15 protein-coding genes are annotated in these 15007 nt (G+C 69.6%); 9 read left to right on the plus strand and 6 right to left on the minus strand.

Translation table 11 applies throughout. The annotated features are described in order from the left end of the window. Nucleotides 1-73: 73 nt before the first annotated feature. Nucleotides 74-799 carry a helix-turn-helix transcriptional regulator gene (locus tag M4V62_RS24825; protein WP_249589434.1) on the plus strand — a complete coding sequence of 242 codons (726 nt, stop codon included), beginning with the start codon at nucleotides 74-76 and terminating at the stop codon, nucleotides 797-799. A 29-nt stretch (nucleotides 800-828) separates the two neighbouring features. Here M4V62_RS24825 and M4V62_RS24830 read toward each other — a convergent pair whose 3' ends face one another. Both M4V62_RS24830 and M4V62_RS24835 read right to left on the minus strand, forming a co-directional pair. Further along, nucleotides 829-1110: a hypothetical protein gene (locus M4V62_RS24830; RefSeq protein WP_249589435.1), complete on the minus strand. Its 282-nt coding sequence runs from the start codon at nucleotides 1108-1110 to the stop codon at nucleotides 829-831. A 24-nt stretch (nucleotides 1111-1134) separates the two neighbouring features. Continuing rightward, a complete protein-coding gene (locus tag M4V62_RS24835; protein WP_249589436.1) occupies nucleotides 1135-2817 on the minus strand; it encodes a sodium:solute symporter family protein in 1683 nt (560 codons plus the stop codon). 194 nt (nucleotides 2818-3011) lie between these two features. Between M4V62_RS24835 and galT the strand changes: the two genes are divergently transcribed. The 3 genes from galT to galK are packed head-to-tail and all read left to right on the plus strand — an operon-like array spanning nucleotide 3012 to nucleotide 6222. Continuing rightward, complete coding sequence (gene galT, locus M4V62_RS24840; RefSeq protein ID WP_249589437.1) at nucleotides 3012-4088, plus strand: galactose-1-phosphate uridylyltransferase; 1077 nt, start codon at nucleotides 3012-3014, stop codon at nucleotides 4086-4088. Beyond that, nucleotides 4085-5038: a UDP-glucose 4-epimerase GalE gene (gene galE / locus M4V62_RS24845; RefSeq protein WP_249589438.1), complete on the plus strand. Its 954-nt coding sequence runs from the start codon at nucleotides 4085-4087 to the stop codon at nucleotides 5036-5038. The genes galT and galE overlap by 4 nt, the downstream gene beginning before the upstream one ends. Before the next feature lie 29 nt (nucleotides 5039-5067). Continuing rightward, the gene (galK, locus tag M4V62_RS24850) at nucleotides 5068-6222 is read left to right on the plus strand and encodes a galactokinase (RefSeq protein ID WP_249589439.1); all 1155 of its coding nucleotides are present in this window, start codon (nucleotides 5068-5070) and stop codon (nucleotides 6220-6222) included. A gap of 18 nt (nucleotides 6223-6240) precedes the next feature. Here the strand turns inward: galK and M4V62_RS24855 are convergent, their stop codons facing one another. Then, complete coding sequence (locus tag M4V62_RS24855; protein ID WP_249589440.1) at nucleotides 6241-6696, minus strand: GNAT family N-acetyltransferase; 456 nt, start codon at nucleotides 6694-6696, stop codon at nucleotides 6241-6243. A 273-nt stretch (nucleotides 6697-6969) separates the two neighbouring features. Here M4V62_RS24855 and M4V62_RS24860 point away from each other — a divergent pair, with 273 nt between their 5' ends. Next, a complete protein-coding gene (locus M4V62_RS24860; protein ID WP_249589441.1) occupies nucleotides 6970-7746 on the plus strand; it encodes a LuxR C-terminal-related transcriptional regulator in 777 nt (258 codons plus the stop codon). On the opposite strand, the gene M4V62_RS24865 is transcribed toward M4V62_RS24860, so the two are convergent. Beyond that, entirely contained in the window at nucleotides 7705-8202 is a 498-nt protein-coding gene (locus M4V62_RS24865) for a MarR family winged helix-turn-helix transcriptional regulator (RefSeq protein WP_160505514.1), read from the minus strand. The two genes, M4V62_RS24860 and M4V62_RS24865, sit on opposite strands and share 42 nt — an antisense overlap. Before the next feature lie 189 nt (nucleotides 8203-8391). Between M4V62_RS24865 and M4V62_RS24870 the strand changes: the two genes are divergently transcribed. The 3 genes from M4V62_RS24870 (at nucleotide 8392) to M4V62_RS24880 (ending at nucleotide 10229) form a co-directional block, all read left to right on the plus strand. Next, nucleotides 8392-9252: a trans-aconitate 2-methyltransferase gene (locus tag M4V62_RS24870; RefSeq protein WP_249589442.1), complete on the plus strand. Its 861-nt coding sequence runs from the start codon at nucleotides 8392-8394 to the stop codon at nucleotides 9250-9252. A 5-nt stretch (nucleotides 9253-9257) separates the two neighbouring features. Further along, nucleotides 9258-9485, plus strand: a complete 228-nt coding sequence (locus M4V62_RS24875) for a VOC family protein (protein ID WP_249592975.1) — start codon at nucleotides 9258-9260, stop codon at nucleotides 9483-9485. A gap of 123 nt (nucleotides 9486-9608) precedes the next feature. After that, on the plus strand, nucleotides 9609-10229 hold the full coding sequence (locus tag M4V62_RS24880; protein ID WP_249589443.1) for a Uma2 family endonuclease: 621 nt from the start codon (nucleotides 9609-9611) through the stop codon (nucleotides 10227-10229). A gap of 29 nt (nucleotides 10230-10258) precedes the next feature. Here the strand turns inward: M4V62_RS24880 and M4V62_RS24885 are convergent, their stop codons facing one another. Further along, nucleotides 10259-10945 (minus strand): TetR/AcrR family transcriptional regulator, encoded by a 687-nt coding sequence (locus M4V62_RS24885; RefSeq protein ID WP_249589444.1) that lies wholly within the window; start codon nucleotides 10943-10945, stop codon nucleotides 10259-10261. Continuing rightward, nucleotides 10942-11955, minus strand: coding sequence for an acyl-CoA desaturase (locus M4V62_RS24890; RefSeq protein WP_249589445.1), 1014 nt, complete (start codon nucleotides 11953-11955; stop codon nucleotides 10942-10944). Before M4V62_RS24890 ends, M4V62_RS24885 begins: the two co-directional genes overlap by 4 nt. A gap of 302 nt (nucleotides 11956-12257) precedes the next feature. Between M4V62_RS24890 and ppc the strand changes: the two genes are divergently transcribed. Next, complete coding sequence (gene ppc / locus M4V62_RS24895) at nucleotides 12258-14990, plus strand: phosphoenolpyruvate carboxylase (RefSeq protein ID WP_249589446.1); 2733 nt, start codon at nucleotides 12258-12260, stop codon at nucleotides 14988-14990. Nucleotides 14991-15007: the final 17 nt, after the last annotated feature.

Genomic DNA, 15007 nt, shown 5'->3' on the forward strand with positions numbered 1-15007 from the left:
GGGATGAGTGGGTGCAGGGCCGGGGGGCCCTCGATCCGTGGGGGATTCGTGGGGGAAAGTGGGGGGTTGCTCGATGGGTGTGCGACTCATGGTGGTCGACGACCACCGACTGCTCGCCGAGGCACTCGCCTCGGCCTTGAAGCTGCGCGGGCACCGGGTGCTCGCCGCGGCCGCACCCGCGGCCGGGGCGGCGGAGCTGGTGATCAGCCGCGCTCCCGAGGTCTGCCTGCTCGGTACGGCGACGCCCGCCGAGGCCGGAATGTTCGATCCGGTCGTGAAGATCAAGCGGGAGCGCCCACAGGTCGCCGTGGTGGTGCTCGGCCCGGTGCCCAGCCCGCGCGGCATCGCCGCGGCCTTCGCCGCGGGCGCTTCGGGGTACGTACGTCATGACGAGCGCATCGAGGGCGTCGAGCGCGCGATCATGAAGGCGAGAGCCGGGGAGGCCGCCGTCGCACCGCAGCTGCTCCAGGGCGCCTTCAGCGAGCTGCTCAATCCTGCCGCTCAGCCCGACGACGAGGGGCAGCGGCTCCTTCAGATGCTGACGCCCCGCGAGGTCGAGGTCCTGGTGCGGGTCGCGGACGGCGAGGACACCCGTCTCATCGCCGCCGGGATGGGGATCGCGCCCAGCACGGCGCGCACGCACGTGCAGCGCGTCCTGATGAAGCTGGGCGTCGGATCCCGTCTTGAGGCCGCGGCGCTCGCCGCCCGCACCGGCCTGCTCGACCGCGCGGAACGGCCCGCCGCGGGCTACGCGAACGACTCGGAGACACCGACGGGGCCCGAGTCACCGTCGCAGTGAACTCGGGCCCCGGCCGGGGGTGTCGGGTGTTACTCGGCTTCCGGTGCCTCGGTGGGCGGCGGCGTGGGGCGCAGCCACAGCCAGCCGAGGAAGAAGAGCCCGAGCGCCAGCATGGCCAGGCCCGTCCACAGGTTGATGTTGATGTCCTCCGCCTTCTTCATGTCGGCGTCGGACGGTGAGATTCCGGCGATCGTCACGATGATTCCGTAGACGACGAACAGACCACCGATGATCCGCCGGATGTCGAAGAGGCGGGCCGCCGTGGCGGACTTGCTCTCCAGCTCGGAGACTTCGCGTCGCAGTTCAGACATGTTCTTCCAGACCTCCGATCGGGGTTAGAGCGAGTACGGCAGGTAGCAGAGCGCGGCGAGCACGATCGCTCCCCAGCCGAGCAGCGCGGGCTTGCGGTACCAGGCGTCGTCGCCCTCCGCGGGCGGCTCCTCCAGGTCCGGCGACGTCGTCCCGTAGACCAGACCGGCCAGTTCGGCCTCCGGCTTGGGGGCGGTGAAGAGCGTGACCACGACCATCACCACGGCGCCCGCGACGAAGCCGACGATCGCCGAGACGAAGTTGGCGCCCTGGTCGGTCGGGATGTCGATGACGCCCTGCTTGTAGATCCAGAAGTAGTTGACCATCGCGGCGGTCGTGCCCGCGAGCAGGCCCCACACACCGGACTTCATCGACGCGCGCTTCCAGAACATGCCGATGATGAAGACCACGAACATCGGGACGTTGAAGAAGGAGAACAGCGTCTGGAGGTACCCCATGATGTTCGAGAACGACGAGGCGATGAAGGCCGTTCCGACCGAGGCGAGGACGCCGATCGCGGTGATCACGCGGCCGAACTTCAGGTAGTAGCCGTCCTCGCGGTTCTTGACCACGTACTTCGACCAGATGTCGTACGTGAAGACGGTGTTGAAGGACGACACGTTCGCCGCCATGCCCGCCATGAACGCCGCGAGCAGACCGGTCACCGCGATGCCGAGCACGCCGTTGGGCAGCAGCTCCTGCATCAGGTACGGGATCGCGTCGTTGTAGGTGAGGTCCGAGCCCGCCGTGCCGATCTTCGGGACGAGTACGGCCGCGACCAGGCCCGGGATCATCACCAGGAAGACGATGAAGATCTTCGGGAAGGCGGCGATCAGCGGCGTGCGCTGGGCGGCGGAGAGGTTCTTCGCGGACAGGGCGCGCTGCACCTCGGCGAAGTTGGTCGTCCAGTAGCCGAACGAGAGCACGAAGCCGAGGCCGAGGATGATCGTCAGCCAGTTCGCGCCCAGCGGGTTGGCGTCACCGATGCCGGTGCCGCCCCACGCGCTCATGAAGTCCTCGCCGTGCGCCTTCACGAGTGAGTCGGACATGCCGTCCCAGCCGCCGACCTTCTTGAGGCCGATGACGCAGATCGGGATGAGCGCGGCCAGGATCACGAAGAACTGGAGTACTTCGTTGTAGATCGCCGAGGAGAGCCCGCCGATCGTGATGTACGCGAGGACGAAGAATCCGGCGACCACGATCGCCACCCACTGCGGCCAGCCGAGGAGCGCCTCGACGACGATCGAGAGGGCGTAGAGGTTCACACCCGCGATGAGTATCGCCGCGAAGGCGAAGAGCACGGAGCTCAGCAGGTGTGCCGATTTGTCGAAGCGCTGGAGCAGGTACTCGGGGACCGAGCGGACCTTGCTGCGGTAGTAGAACGGCATCATCACGAGGCCGAGGAAGACCATCGCGGGGATGGCGCCGATCCAGTACCAGTGGACGACCGCGACGCCGTACTGGGCGCCGGTCGCGGCCATGCCCAGGATCTCGGTGGCGCCGAGGTTCGCGGCGACGAACGCGAGACCGGTGACCCAGGCGGGCAGCGAACGGCCCGAGAGGAAGAAGTCGAGGCTGGTCTTCACGGAGCGCCGGGCGGCGAAGCCGATGCCGAGGACCACGATGAAGTAGATCGCGAGGATCGCGTAGTCGAGGCCGTTGGTGGGCAGCCGAAGCCCCTCGGCCAGGGTCTGTGTGGGGGACTGCATGCGTGAACTCGCTTCGTTGCGCGAACTGATCAGACCGGAACCTACGCTTCTCACTTCAATAACTGAAGACTTCTGTTGGTGTTCTTTGTTGGATTGTGATCGGACTCATCGCTACGACCGCATTGACGATGCTGTTGCCTTGTGATTTGTTATGTTCGGTTATGTTGGGTGGGTGTTGGTGAGGAGCCCCGGACGTGAAGAAGACCTCGACCCGTCTCGCAGACGGTCGTGAGCTCATCTACTACGACTCGCGCGACGACGCGGTGCGCGACGCCATCGACCAAAGGCCCCTGGACCCCATCGCCACCACCTCGGAGATCCGCAGGGACCCGCTCCTGGGCGACGCGGTCGCCATCGCCTCGCACCGCCAGGGCCGCACCTACCACCCGCCGGCCGACGAGTGCCCGCTGTGCCCCTCCGAGGGAGAGCGGCTGAGCGAGGTCCCCGACTCCTCGTACGACGTGGTGGTCTTCGAGAACCGCTTCCCCTCGCTGGCCGGGGACGCCGGACGGTGCGAGGTCGTCTGCTTCACCTCCGACCACGACTCGTCCTTCGCCGACCTCACGCAGGAGCAGGCGGGCCTGGTCCTCGACGCGTGGACGGACAGGACCGCCGAGCTCTCGCACCTGCCCTCCGTGCAGCAGGTGTTCTGCTTCGAGAACCGCGGCGCCGAGATCGGCGTGACCCTGGGCCACCCGCACGGGCAGATCTACGCGTATCCCTTCGTCACCCCGCGCACGTCCCTGATGCTGAGGTCGCTTGCCGCGCACAAGGAGGCGACGGGGCGCAATCTCTTCGACGACGTCGTCGCCGAGGAGTCGGCCGGTGAGCGCGTGGTCCTGGAGACCGAGCAGTGGGTGGCGTTCGTCCCCCACGCCGCGCACTGGCCCTACGAGGTGCACCTCTACCCCAAGCGCCGGGTGCCGGACCTGCTCGGGCTCGACGAAGCGGCACGCACAGAGTTTCCCCAGGTCTATCTGGAACTGTTGAGGCGCTTCGACCGGATCTTCGGCGAGGGTGAAGGCGGGACCGAGGGCGAGGCGCTCACTCCGTACATCGCGGCGTGGCACCAGGCGCCCTTCGGTGCCCTGGAGGAGCACGAAGGGGTCAATCGGGACGACTTCGCGCTCCACCTCGAGCTTTTCACCATTCGCCGCACTTCGGGCAAGCTGAAGTTCCTCGCGGGTTCCGAATCCGGCATGAGCGTGTTCATCAACGACGTGCCGCCGGAAGCCGCGGCCCAGCGACTGCGAGAGGTAGCGAGTTCATGAGCGGTAAGTACCTGGTCACCGGCGGGGCGGGCTATGTGGGAAGCGTGGTGGCCCAGCATCTGATCGAGGCCGGGCACGAGGTGACCGTCCTCGACAACCTCTCCACCGGGTTCCGCGAGGGCGTCCCGTCCGGCGCGACCTTCGTCGAGGGCGACATCCGCGATGCCGCCAAGTGGCTGGACTCCTCCTTCGACGCCGTGTTGCATTTCGCCGCCTTCTCGCAGGTCGGCGAGTCCGTCGTGAAGCCCGAGAAGTACTGGGACAACAACGTCGGCGGCACGATGGCGCTGCTCGCCGCGATGCGCGACGCGGGCGTGCGCAAGCTGGTGTTCTCGTCCACCGCGGCCACGTACGGCGAGCCGGTCAGCACCCCCATCACCGAGACGGACCCGACCGCCCCGACCTCGCCGTACGGCGCGTCGAAGCTCGCCGTCGACCACATGATCACCGGTGAGGCCGCGGCCCACGGCCTGGCCGCGGTGTCCCTTCGCTACTTCAACGTGGCGGGCGCCTACGGCCAGTACGGGGAGCGGCACGACCCCGAGTCGCACCTCATCCCGCTGGTCCTCCAGGTCGCGCAGGGCCGCCGTGAGGCGATCAACGTCTTCGGTGACGACTACCCGACCCCGGACGGCACCTGCGTCCGCGACTACATCCACGTCGCGGACCTGGCGCAGGCCCACCTCCTCGCCGTCGAGGCGGCCACCTCCGGCGAGCACCTGATCTGCAACCTCGGCAACGGCAACGGCTTCTCCGTGCGCGAGGTCATCGAGACCGTCCGCCAGGTCACCGGACACCCGATCCCCGAGGTCATGGCCCCGCGCCGCGGCGGCGACCCGGCGGTCCTCGTCGCGTCCGCGGCCACCGCGCGGGAACGGCTCGGCTGGAATCCGTCCCGCGCGGACCTCGCGGGCATCGTCGCCGACGCGTGGGCGTTCGCCCAGCGTTAACCGGTTCAACAGGGCTTGAGGGGTAACTGATGGACGTAGCGGGGCAGTTCGCGGAGCTGTACGGGTACGAGGCGCAGGGGGTCTGGTCGGCCCCGGGCCGGGTCAACCTCATCGGCGAGTACACGGACTTCAACGAGGGCTTCGTGATGCCGCTCGCGCTGCCGCACACCGCGGTGGCGGCGGTGGCGCGCCGCACCGACGGCGTCCTGCGGCTCCACTCGGCGGACATCGACGCTCCCGTCGCCGAACTGCGCGTCGACGAGCTGACCCCCCTGTCGAAATACGGGCAGGGCGGCTGGGCCGCCTACCCGGCGGGCGTGGTGTGGGCGCTGCGGGACGCGGGCCACGCGGTCTCCGGTGGCGCCGACATCCACCTCGCGTCGACCGTGCCGACCGGGGCGGGCCTTTCCTCGTCGGCCGCCCTGGAGGTCGTCACGGCACTCGCCCTGAACGACCTGTACGAACTGGGCCTGGACGCACCCCGGTTGGCGGTCCTCGCCCAGCGCGCCGAGAACGCCTTCGTCGGCGTGCCGTGCGGCGTGATGGACCAGATGGCCTCCGCGTGCGCCACCGAGGGCCACGCCCTGCACCTGGACTGCCGCGACCTGTCGATACGCCAGGTCCCCTTCGACCTTGCGGCACAGGGCCTCCAGCTCCTGGTGGTCGACACCCGGGTCAAGCACGAGCTGGGCGACGGGGCGTACGCCGAGCGGCGGGCCGGGTGCGAGGAGGGCGCGCGCATCCTGGGCGTCTCCCACCTGCGGGACGTCGAGTACGCCCAACTCCCCGCCGCCCTGGCGAAACTGACGGACGAGAAGATCCGCCGCTACGTACGCCACATCGTCTCGGACGACCACCGGGTGGAGCAGGTCATCGGCCTGCTCGACGCGGGCGAGGTGCGGGCGATCGGCCCCGTCCTGACCGAGGGGCACGCCTCGCTGCGGGACGATCTGCGCATCTCCTGCGAGGAGTTGGACCTGGTGGTGTCCACCGCGAACGCGGCGGGCGCGATCGGCGCGCGCATGACGGGCGGCGGCTTCGGCGGCTCGGCGATCGTCCTCGTGGACGAGGTGGACGCGGCGCCGGTCACGAAGTCGATCCTGGAGGCGTTCACCTCGGCGGGCTTCACGGCGCCGCGGGTGTTCCCCGCGGTGCCTTCGGCGGGGGCGCGCCGCCTGGCGTGACCTCCCCCGGATCCCCGCCTACCCGAGCCGCTTCGTCAAGGTGAACTCCTTGGCCCCTTCCGGGTAGTCGGGGATCACCGACACCACGTCGTACCCCTGACCGCGGTAGAACCCGGGCGCCTGGAAGTCCCATGTCTCCACACGGGAGTTGAGGCAGTCCCGCTCGTCCCGCGCGATCCGCTCCGCCTCGGCCAGGAGCTGTGCGCCAAGGCCCGCGCCCTGGTGCTGCTCGCTGACCCAGAGGTGGTTCACGTGGAGCCAGCGGCCCCAGGTGTGCCCCGCGAGGCCGCCGACCAGGCCCTCCGTGCGCTCCATCAGCCAGACGGCCAGCGGTGTTTCGCGGTCCTGAGGGGTGCCGCGCAGTGCGCGGATCACGGGTGAAGCGGCGGTGTTCGCTTCCTGGAGCCGGGCGAGGAGCAGAGCGGACCGCTCTTTGTCGACTCCTGTCTCAATACGAAACATACGGCTCACCATAAACGCGCTGGCCAGTCAGTTCTGTAAATTACCTTCCGCTCCTGCCGTGCGGCCCTACTCTGAGTGGCAGTGCCGGTGGGGGCCGGCACTGATCAGGGGGCGAGACAGTCGGGTACGACGCCCGGCGTGGGGGTAGCAGTCACAGCACGGCGGCGGCCGTGCGACTGCGGCGACCCCCGTTCCGGGTGTCGTACCCGCACCGTATGTCCTCCGACGTCATTTTGACGGGGGTATCCCCTGCTCTTCGAGGAGAGCTTGGGGGAGGGGGTTTCAGTGGTCCGGATCCGAGTCCTGGTCGTCGACGACCATCGCATCTTCGCCGAGTCGCTCGCGGCGGCACTGGCGGCGGAGCCTGATGTGGACGTGTCCGCGGCGGGCAGCGGCCCTGCCGCGCTGCGCTGCCTGGAGCGGGCGATAGCCGAGGGGCGCAGATACGACGTGCTGCTCGTCGACGCCGACCTGGGCGCGTCCGCGAGCGCCATGCAGGGTGTCCGCCCCGCGCCTTCGGTCCAGGAGGGCAACGCGGACGCCCTGGTGGACGGCATCTCCCTGGTGGCCGGGGTCCGTTCGGGCCAGCCGATGGTCCGCACGGTCGTGCTCGCCGAGAAGGACGACCCCCGCAGGGCCGCCCTCGCGCTGCAGGCAGGCGCCTCGGGATGGGTCGCCAAGGACTGCTCCCTGTCCCGGCTCCTGACGGTCATACGGGGCGTGCTGCGGGAGGAGACCCATCTGCCGCCCGCGCTGCTCACCGGCGTTCTGCGTGAGTTGACCGCGGCGCGCAAGCACCGCACGGAATCCGAGCGCCTGGTGGAGTCCCTGACCCCGCGCGAGCGTGAGGTCCTTCGCTGCATGGTGGCGGGCCTGGGCAGGAAGGCCGTGGCCGAGCGCCTCTTCCTCTCCCCGCACACGGTGCGTACGCACATGCAGAACGTCCTGGGAAAGCTGGGCGTCCACTCCACGCTCGCGGCCGTCGCCCTTGCGCGCAGGGCCGGGGTGGGGCCGGTCGACCTAGCCGGGGATGTTGTCGAACGGGGCGGTCAACTGGCGTAGCAGCCCGGCCAGTTCGCCCCGCTGTCCGCGCGAGAGCTCGGCGAGGATCGCCCGCTCCTGCTTCAGGAGACCGGCGAGCGCCTGGTCGGCCCGGTCCTGCCCCTCCTCCGTCAGCCGCACGAGCACGCCCCGCCGGTCACTCGGATCCGGCAGCCGCTCGACAAGACCCTTCTTCGCGAGGCGGTCGATGCGGTTGGTCATCGTGCCGGACGTCACCAGGGTCTGGGTGAGGAGCTGTCCGGGGGAGAGCTGATAGGGGGCGCCCGCGCGCCGCAGCGACGTCAGTACGTCGAACTCCCACGGCTCCAGATTGTGCTCGGAGAACGCGAGCCGACGAGCCCTGTCGAGATGCCGCGCGAGCCTGCTGACGCGGCTGAGCACCTCGAGTGGTTCCACGTCGAGGTCAGGGCGCTCCCGGCGCCACGCTGCGACCAGACGGTCGACCTCGTCCTCCATGACGATCAGTGTAGGGGGTCTGTCGACATGAAGTCTCTTGACGTCAAGATACTTCAGGTCGAGGATGGCCCTACGACGCGTCCGTGGCGCCCGTACGACGCTGATGTGACGCCCGTACGAAGTCGAGCCGACGTGTCCACGACGCCGAGGTCCGAGGTCCTGAGGTCCTTGCACAGAGGAGGCCCAACCATGTCCGCCGCCACGCCCGCCGTTTCCAGCAGCAGCAACCGCACCCCCACGTGGGACCCGGGCCAGTATCTGCGCCACTCCGGGCACCGCGCCCGGCCCTTCGTCGACCTCCTGGCCCGCATCCCCGAGCTCCCCGCCACCGCCGACGGCCGCGCGCCGCGCATCGCGGACCTGGGCTGCGGCCCCGGCAACGTCACCCGCCTCCTCGCCGAGCGCTGGCCCACGGCGTACATCACGGGCTTCGACAACTCCCCTCAGATGCTGGACCGGGCCGAGGAGCTCGCGGGACCCACGGTGCAGGGCGGCCGCCTGGACTTCGCGGAGGCGGACGCGTCGGACTGGGCGCCGCCCGAGGGGACGTACGACCTGATCCTGTCCAACGCGACACTCCAATGGGTCCCAGGACACCCGGACTCCTTCCCCGCCTGGATCGCGGCGCTGGCCCCCGGCGGCACGTTCGCCTTCCAGGTCCCCGGCAACTTCGATGCCCCCAGCCACGTCCTGATGCGCGAGCTGAGCGAGTCGGAGCGGTGGTGCGACCGGCTCGGCGGGCGGCTGCGCCACGCGGACGCGGTGCTCTCGCCTGCGGCCTACCTGGAGCGGCTGGTCTCGCTGGGGTGCGAGGTGGACGCGTGGGAGACGACGTATCTGCACCTCCTCGAGGGGCAGGACCCGGTCCTCGACTGGGTGAAGGGGACGGGCCTGCGGCCGGTGCTGACCGCCCTCGCGGGCGATGAGGAGGCGAGGGAGGCGTTCTTGTCGGAGTACGCGAAGCTTCTGCGCCACGCCTACCCGGCGGGTACGGGCGGCACGGTCTTCCCCTTCCGCAGGGTCTTCGGGGTGGCCCGGCGGGAGGGGTGAGCTCCTTGCTGACCGGCATCGACCACGTCCAGCTGGCCGCTCCCCCCGGCAGCGAGCCGGAGCTGCGGGCCTTCTACTGCGGGGTGCTCGGCATGACGGAGATCCCCAAGCCGGGGGCGCTGGCCTCGCGGGGCGTGCCCGTCACCTGGGACCACGCCCTGCCGGGCCACCGGCGCTTCTACGCGGACGACCCGGTGGGCAACCGGCTCGAATTCCTCGAAGCGTTGGCCTGACCTCGCACTTTTGAGTGATCGCAGGGATTTCCGGCCCACCGGGGCGGCGCGAGCCATAGCGTCCCCGTGTCGCTTGTGCCGCAGTGGCGCCCGCGCCCACACTGATGGAGGAGGTGCTGCACGATGACCGCTCTCGCACATGAGGTGACCCCCGTGGTGGACAACCCGGTACCCGACCTGGACGAGGTCCTGTGGCAGGCGTGGAAGGCCATGGATCTCCCCGAGGGCTACCGGGCCGAGATCATTGAGGGAGCCATCGAAGTGTCGCCCACCGGCCGCCGTCGTCACATGGTGCTCATCAACCGCCTCCGCCGCGCCCTGGAAAAACATCTGGGCAGCAGCGAGTACACGGTGTGGCATGACGGCAACGTCTTCCACCGCCGGAAGTGCTGGATCCCGGACCTTTTTGTCGGCCCGCTCGATCCCGACGAGATCCCCGACGAAGAGGACCTCGGCGTCGACGCCGCCGGAGTCCCCATGGTCGTCGAGGTCGTCTCGCCGGGCCGCCGCAACATCGAGCGCGACCGCGTCCGCAAGCGCCGTGAGTACGCCCGCGCGGGCATCCCCGTCTACGTGATCGTCGATGACTTCGACGAGGAGGGTGCCGTCCTCGTGCTGACCGCGCCCAACCCGAAGAAGGCCACGTACGAGGACGAACACCGCGTCCCCTACGGCACCGAGGCGATCATCCCGAGCGGGCCCGCCAAGGGTTTCGCCATCGGCGAGGAGATCACGCGGAGCTGACCGCGCCCGCATTCCTCCCCGCCCCGGCGTCAGCTCTTCCTGTGCCCTATCAACCGCGGCTTGGGCTCAAGCCCATCAAGGCCGTGCCACGCCAGGTTCACCAGGTGCGCCGCCACCTCCGCCTTCTTCGGCTTGCGCACGTCCAGCCACCACTGGCCCGTCAGCGCGACCATGCCGACCAGCGCCTGGGCGTACAGCGGCGCCAGTTTCTGGTCGAAGCCCCGCGTCTTGAACTCCTGACCCAGGATGTCCTCCACCTGCGTCGCGATGTCCGAGATCAGCGAGGCGAACGTGCCCGTCGACTGCGCCACCGGCGAGTCGCGGACCAGGATGCGGAAGCCGTCCGTGTACGTCTCGATGTAGTCGAGGAGGGCGAACGCCGCCTGCTCCAGCAGCTCCCGCGGATGCCCCGCCGTCAGCGCACCCGTCACACCGTCGAGCAGCGCCCGCATCTCGCGGTCCACCACCACCGCGTACAGCCCCTCCTTGCCGCCGAAGTGCTCGTACACGACGGGCTTGGAGACGCCGGCCTTCGCCGCGATCTCCTCCACCGACGTGCCCTCGAAACCCTTGGCGGCGAAGAGGGTGCGGCCGATGTCCAGCAACTGCTCCCGGCGCTCGGCACCCGTCATCCGGGTCCGGCGCGTACGCCGGGGCTGCTTCTCTTTGCTGGAGGGGCTTGTACTGCTGGAGTCGGTCGGCACGTCGTCAATCATGCCGGGCCGACGGTCTTCGGCTTCCGGCGGGAGTCGATACGGGACTCCGACGGCCAGCGCACGTCCGTCGCCCAGCCCAGCTGCTCGCACCAGCGGATGATCCGCGCGGAGGAGTCGACCTGGCCCTTCAGGACACCGTGCCGCGCCGACGTCGGGTCGGCGTGGTGGAGGTTGTGCCAGGACTCACCGCAGGACAGGACCGCGAGCCACCACACATTGCCCGAGCGGTCGCGCGACTTGAAGGGGCGCTTGCCCACCGCGTGGCAGATCGAGTTGATCGACCACGTGACGTGGTGCAGCAGCGCGACCCGGACCAGCGAGCCCCAGAAGAACGCCGTGAAGGCACCCCACCACGACATCGTCACCAGGCCGCCGACCAGCGGCGGAATCGCGAGCGACACGATCGTCCAGAACAGGAACTGGCGGGAGACGGCACGGATCGCCGGATCCTTGATCAGATCCGGTGCGTACTTCTCCTGCGACGTCTGCTCCTCGTCGAACATCCAGCCGATGTGCGCCCACCACAGGCCCTTCATCAGGGCCGGGACCGTCTCGCCGAAGCGCCACGGGGAGTGCGGGTCGCCCTCCGCGTCCGAGAACTTGTGATGCTTGCGGTGGTCCGCCACCCAGCGGACCAGCGGCCCCTCCACCGCCATCGACCCCGCCACGGCCAGCGCGATCCGCAGCGGACGCTTCGCCTTGAAGGAGCCATGCGTGAAGTAGCGGTGGAAACCGATCGTGATGCCGTGGCAGCCCAGGTAGTACATGAACACCAGCAGGCCGAGGTCCAGCCAGCTCACCCCCCACCCCCAGGCCAGCGGCACCGCCGCGACCAGGGCCAGGAACGGGAGGGTGATGAACAGAAGCAGCGTGATCTGCTCCAGCGAGCGCTTCTGCTCACCGCCCAGCGTCGCGGAAGGGACGGAAGGCGGGGAGGGGGCGTCGGTCGTCGATCGCGAAGCGTCTTCGATCACATCGGTGTCGGAATACGCATCGGAAGATGTGGTCATGGGCACGTCCCCTGTGGGGTCGAGGGTTGAGGGTCACGGCGCGAGTGCGGCGGGCGCACGGTCACGGGGTCCCGCGTTATCTACGGTCCCGTAACCTACGGCGTCGTAAGTATGGCAGCGCGGAACCTCGCGGCAAGAGGATGCGAGTCCGTGCCGCGATGTGACACCTATCCTTGGAAACGGAAACGGTCGGACAGCGCGGTCCGCTCTCTGTCTCCCGAGTCCCCCGGAATACGGATTCCTATCCGGCCGAGGGCCCCTCCCAGACCTGACGTGCTTCAACACTGCAAGGAGCCGCACCTGTGAGCAGTGCCGACGACCAGACCACCACAGCCAGCACCGAGCTGCGCGCAGACATCCGCCGCCTCGGCGACCTGCTGGGCGAGACCCTCGTACGTCAGGAGGGCTCAGAGCTCCTCGAACTGGTCGAGAAGGTCCGCCGCCTGACCCGTGAGGACGGCGAGGCCGCGGCCCGCCTGCTCGGTGGCACCGAACTGGAGACCGCGGCCAAGCTGGTCCGCGCCTTCTCCACGTACTTCCACCTGGCCAACGTGACCGAGCAGGTCCACCGCGGTCGCGAGCTGCGCGCCCGGCGCGCCGCCGAGGGCGGGCTCCTGGCCCGCACCGCGGACCGACTCAAGGACGCCGACCCCGAGCACCTGCGCCAGACCGTGGAGCACCTGAACGTGCGCCCCGTCTTCACCGCGCACCCCACCGAGGCGGCACGCCGCTCCGTCCTCAACAAGCTGCGCCGCGTCGCCGAGCTCCTGGAGACCCCGGTCATCGAGGCCGACCGGCGCCGTCACGACACCCGCCTCGCCGAGAACATCGACCTGGTGTGGCAGACCGACGAACTGCGCGTCGTCCGTCCCGAACCCGCGGACGAGGCACGCAACGCCATCTACTACCTGGACGAGCTGCACGCCGGCGCCGTCGGGGACGTACTGGAAGACCTCACCGCCGAGCTGGAGCGCGTCGGCGTCCAGCTCCCGGAAGGCACCCGGCCGCTCACCTTCGGCACCTGGATCGGCGGCGACCGCGACGGCAACCCGAACGTGACGCCCGAGGTCACCTGGGACGTCCTGATCCTCCAGCACGAGCACGGCATCAACGACGCGCTCGCCCTCGTCGACGAGCTGCGCGGCTTCCTCTCCAACTCCATCCGCTACACCGGAGCCACCGAGGAACTGAAGGCCTCCCTCCAGCTCGACCTGGAGCGGCTGCCCGAGATCAGCCCGCGCTACAAGCGGCTGAACTCCGAGGAGCCCTACCGCCTCAAGGCCACCTGCATCCGGCAGAAGCTGGAGAACACCAAGGAGCGCCTGGCCCGCGGCACCGCCCACGAGGACGGCCGCGACTACCTCGGCACCGGTGAGCTCCTGCACGACCTCACCCTCGTCCAGACGTCGCTGCGCGAGCACAAGGGCGCCCTGTTCGCCGACGGCCGGATGAACCGCACGATCCGTACGCTCGCCGCGTTCGGTCTGCAGCTCGCCACCATGGACGTACGTGAGCACGCCGACGCCCACCACCACGCGCTCGGTCAGCTCTTCGACCGCCTGGGCGAGGAGTCCTGGCGGTACGTGGACATGCCGCGCGAGTACCGCCAGAAGCTGCTCGCCAAGGAGCTGCGCTCGCGCAGGCCGCTCGGTCCCTCGCCGGCTCCGCTGGACGCCGCGGGGGAGAAGACCCTCGGGGTCTTCCTCACCGTCAAGAAGGCCCTGCAGGTCTTCGGGCCCGAGGTCATCGAGTCGTACATCATCTCCATGTGCCAGGGCGCGGACGACGTCTTCGCGGCGGCCGTCCTGGCCCGCGAGGCCGGGCTCATCGACCTGCACGCGGGCTGGGCGAAGATCGGCATCGTGCCGCTCCTGGAGACGACGGACGAGCTGCGCGCCGCCGACGTCATCCTCGACGAGATGCTCGCCGACCCGTCCTACCGCAGGCTGGTGGCGCTTCGCGGTGACGTCCAGGAGGTCATGCTCGGCTACTCGGACTCGTCCAAGTTCGGCGGCATCACGACCTCGCAGTGGGAGATCCACCGGGCGCAGAGGCGGCTGCGTGACGTCGCGCACCGCTACGGCGTGCGCCTGCGCCTCTTCCACGGCCGCGGCGGCACCGTCGGCCGTGGCGGCGGCCCCTCGCACGACGCGATCCTCGCGCAGCCCTGGGGCACGCTCGAGGGCGAGATCAAGGTGACCGAGCAGGGCGAGGTCATCTCCGACAAGTACCTCGTGCCGTCGCTCGCCCGGGAGAACCTCGAACTGACGGTGGCGGCGACGCTGCAGGCATCGGCCCTGCACACCGCTCCCCGCCAGTCGGACGAGGCGCTGGCCCGCTGGGACGCGGCGATGGACGTGGTCTCGGACGCCGCGCACTCCGCCTACCGGCGGCTCGTCGAGGACCCGGACCTGCCGACGTACTTCCTCGCGTCGACGCCGGTCGACCAGCTCGCCGACCTGCACCTCGGCTCCAGGCCCTCCCGCCGCCCCGGCTCGGGCGTCTCGCTCGACGGCCTGCGCGCCATCCCGTGGGTCTTCGGCTGGACGCAGTCGCGGCAGATCGTGCCGGGCTGGTTCGGCGTCGGCTCGGGCCTGAAGGCGCTGCGTGAGGCCGGTCTGGACACCGTGCTCGGCGAGATGCAGGAGCACTGGCACTTCTTCCGGAACTTCATCTCGAACGTGGAGATGACCCTGGCGAAGACGGACCTGCGGATCGCCCGCCACTACGTGGACACGCTCGTCCCCGACGAGCTGAAGCACGTCTTCGACGTGATCGAGGCGGAGCACGCGCTGACGGTGCAGGAGGTCCTTCGCGTCACCGGCGGCGAGGAACTGCTCGACTCCCACCCGGAGCTCCAGCAGACGTTCGGCATCCGCGACGCCTACCTGGACCCGATCTCGTACCTCCAGGTAGCCCTCCTGAAGCGCCAGCGTGACGCGGCAGCAGCAGGCGAGGAGGCGGACCCGCTCCTGGGCCGCGCGCTGCTCCTCACGGTGAACGGTGTGGCGGCGGGGCTGCGGAACACCGGCTGATTTTTCCTGGCGGGGGC

The organism is Streptomyces durmitorensis (assembly GCF_023498005.1).
Lineage (GTDB): Bacteria > Actinomycetota > Actinomycetes > Streptomycetales > Streptomycetaceae > Streptomyces > Streptomyces durmitorensis.

Bases quoted from the DNA above. Each gene is read 5' to 3' on its own strand.
- M4V62_RS24830 (WP_249589435.1), bottom strand. From the start codon at position 1,110: ATGTCTGAACTGCGACGCGAAGTCTCCGAGCTGGAGAGCAAGTCCGCC.
- M4V62_RS24825 (WP_249589434.1), top strand. From the start codon at position 74: ATGGGTGTGCGACTCATGGTGGTCGACGACCACCGACTGCTCGCCGAG.
- galE (WP_249589438.1), top strand. From the start codon at position 4,085: ATGAGCGGTAAGTACCTGGTCACCGGCGGGGCGGGCTATGTGGGAAGC.
- M4V62_RS24865 (WP_160505514.1), bottom strand. From the start codon at position 8,202: ATGGAGGACGAGGTCGACCGTCTGGTCGCAGCGTGGCGCCGGGAGCGC.
- M4V62_RS24870 (WP_249589442.1), top strand. From the start codon at position 8,392: ATGTCCGCCGCCACGCCCGCCGTTTCCAGCAGCAGCAACCGCACCCCC.
- M4V62_RS24855 (WP_249589440.1), bottom strand. From the start codon at position 6,696: ATGGTGAGCCGTATGTTTCGTATTGAGACAGGAGTCGACAAAGAGCGG.
- M4V62_RS24885 (WP_249589444.1), bottom strand. From the start codon at position 10,945: ATGATTGACGACGTGCCGACCGACTCCAGCAGTACAAGCCCCTCCAGC.
- M4V62_RS24835 (WP_249589436.1), bottom strand. From the start codon at position 2,817: ATGCAGTCCCCCACACAGACCCTGGCCGAGGGGCTTCGGCTGCCCACC.
- M4V62_RS24890 (WP_249589445.1), bottom strand. From the start codon at position 11,955: ATGACCACATCTTCCGATGCGTATTCCGACACCGATGTGATCGAAGAC.
- M4V62_RS24880 (WP_249589443.1), top strand. From the start codon at position 9,609: ATGACCGCTCTCGCACATGAGGTGACCCCCGTGGTGGACAACCCGGTA.
- galK (WP_249589439.1), top strand. From the start codon at position 5,068: ATGGACGTAGCGGGGCAGTTCGCGGAGCTGTACGGGTACGAGGCGCAG.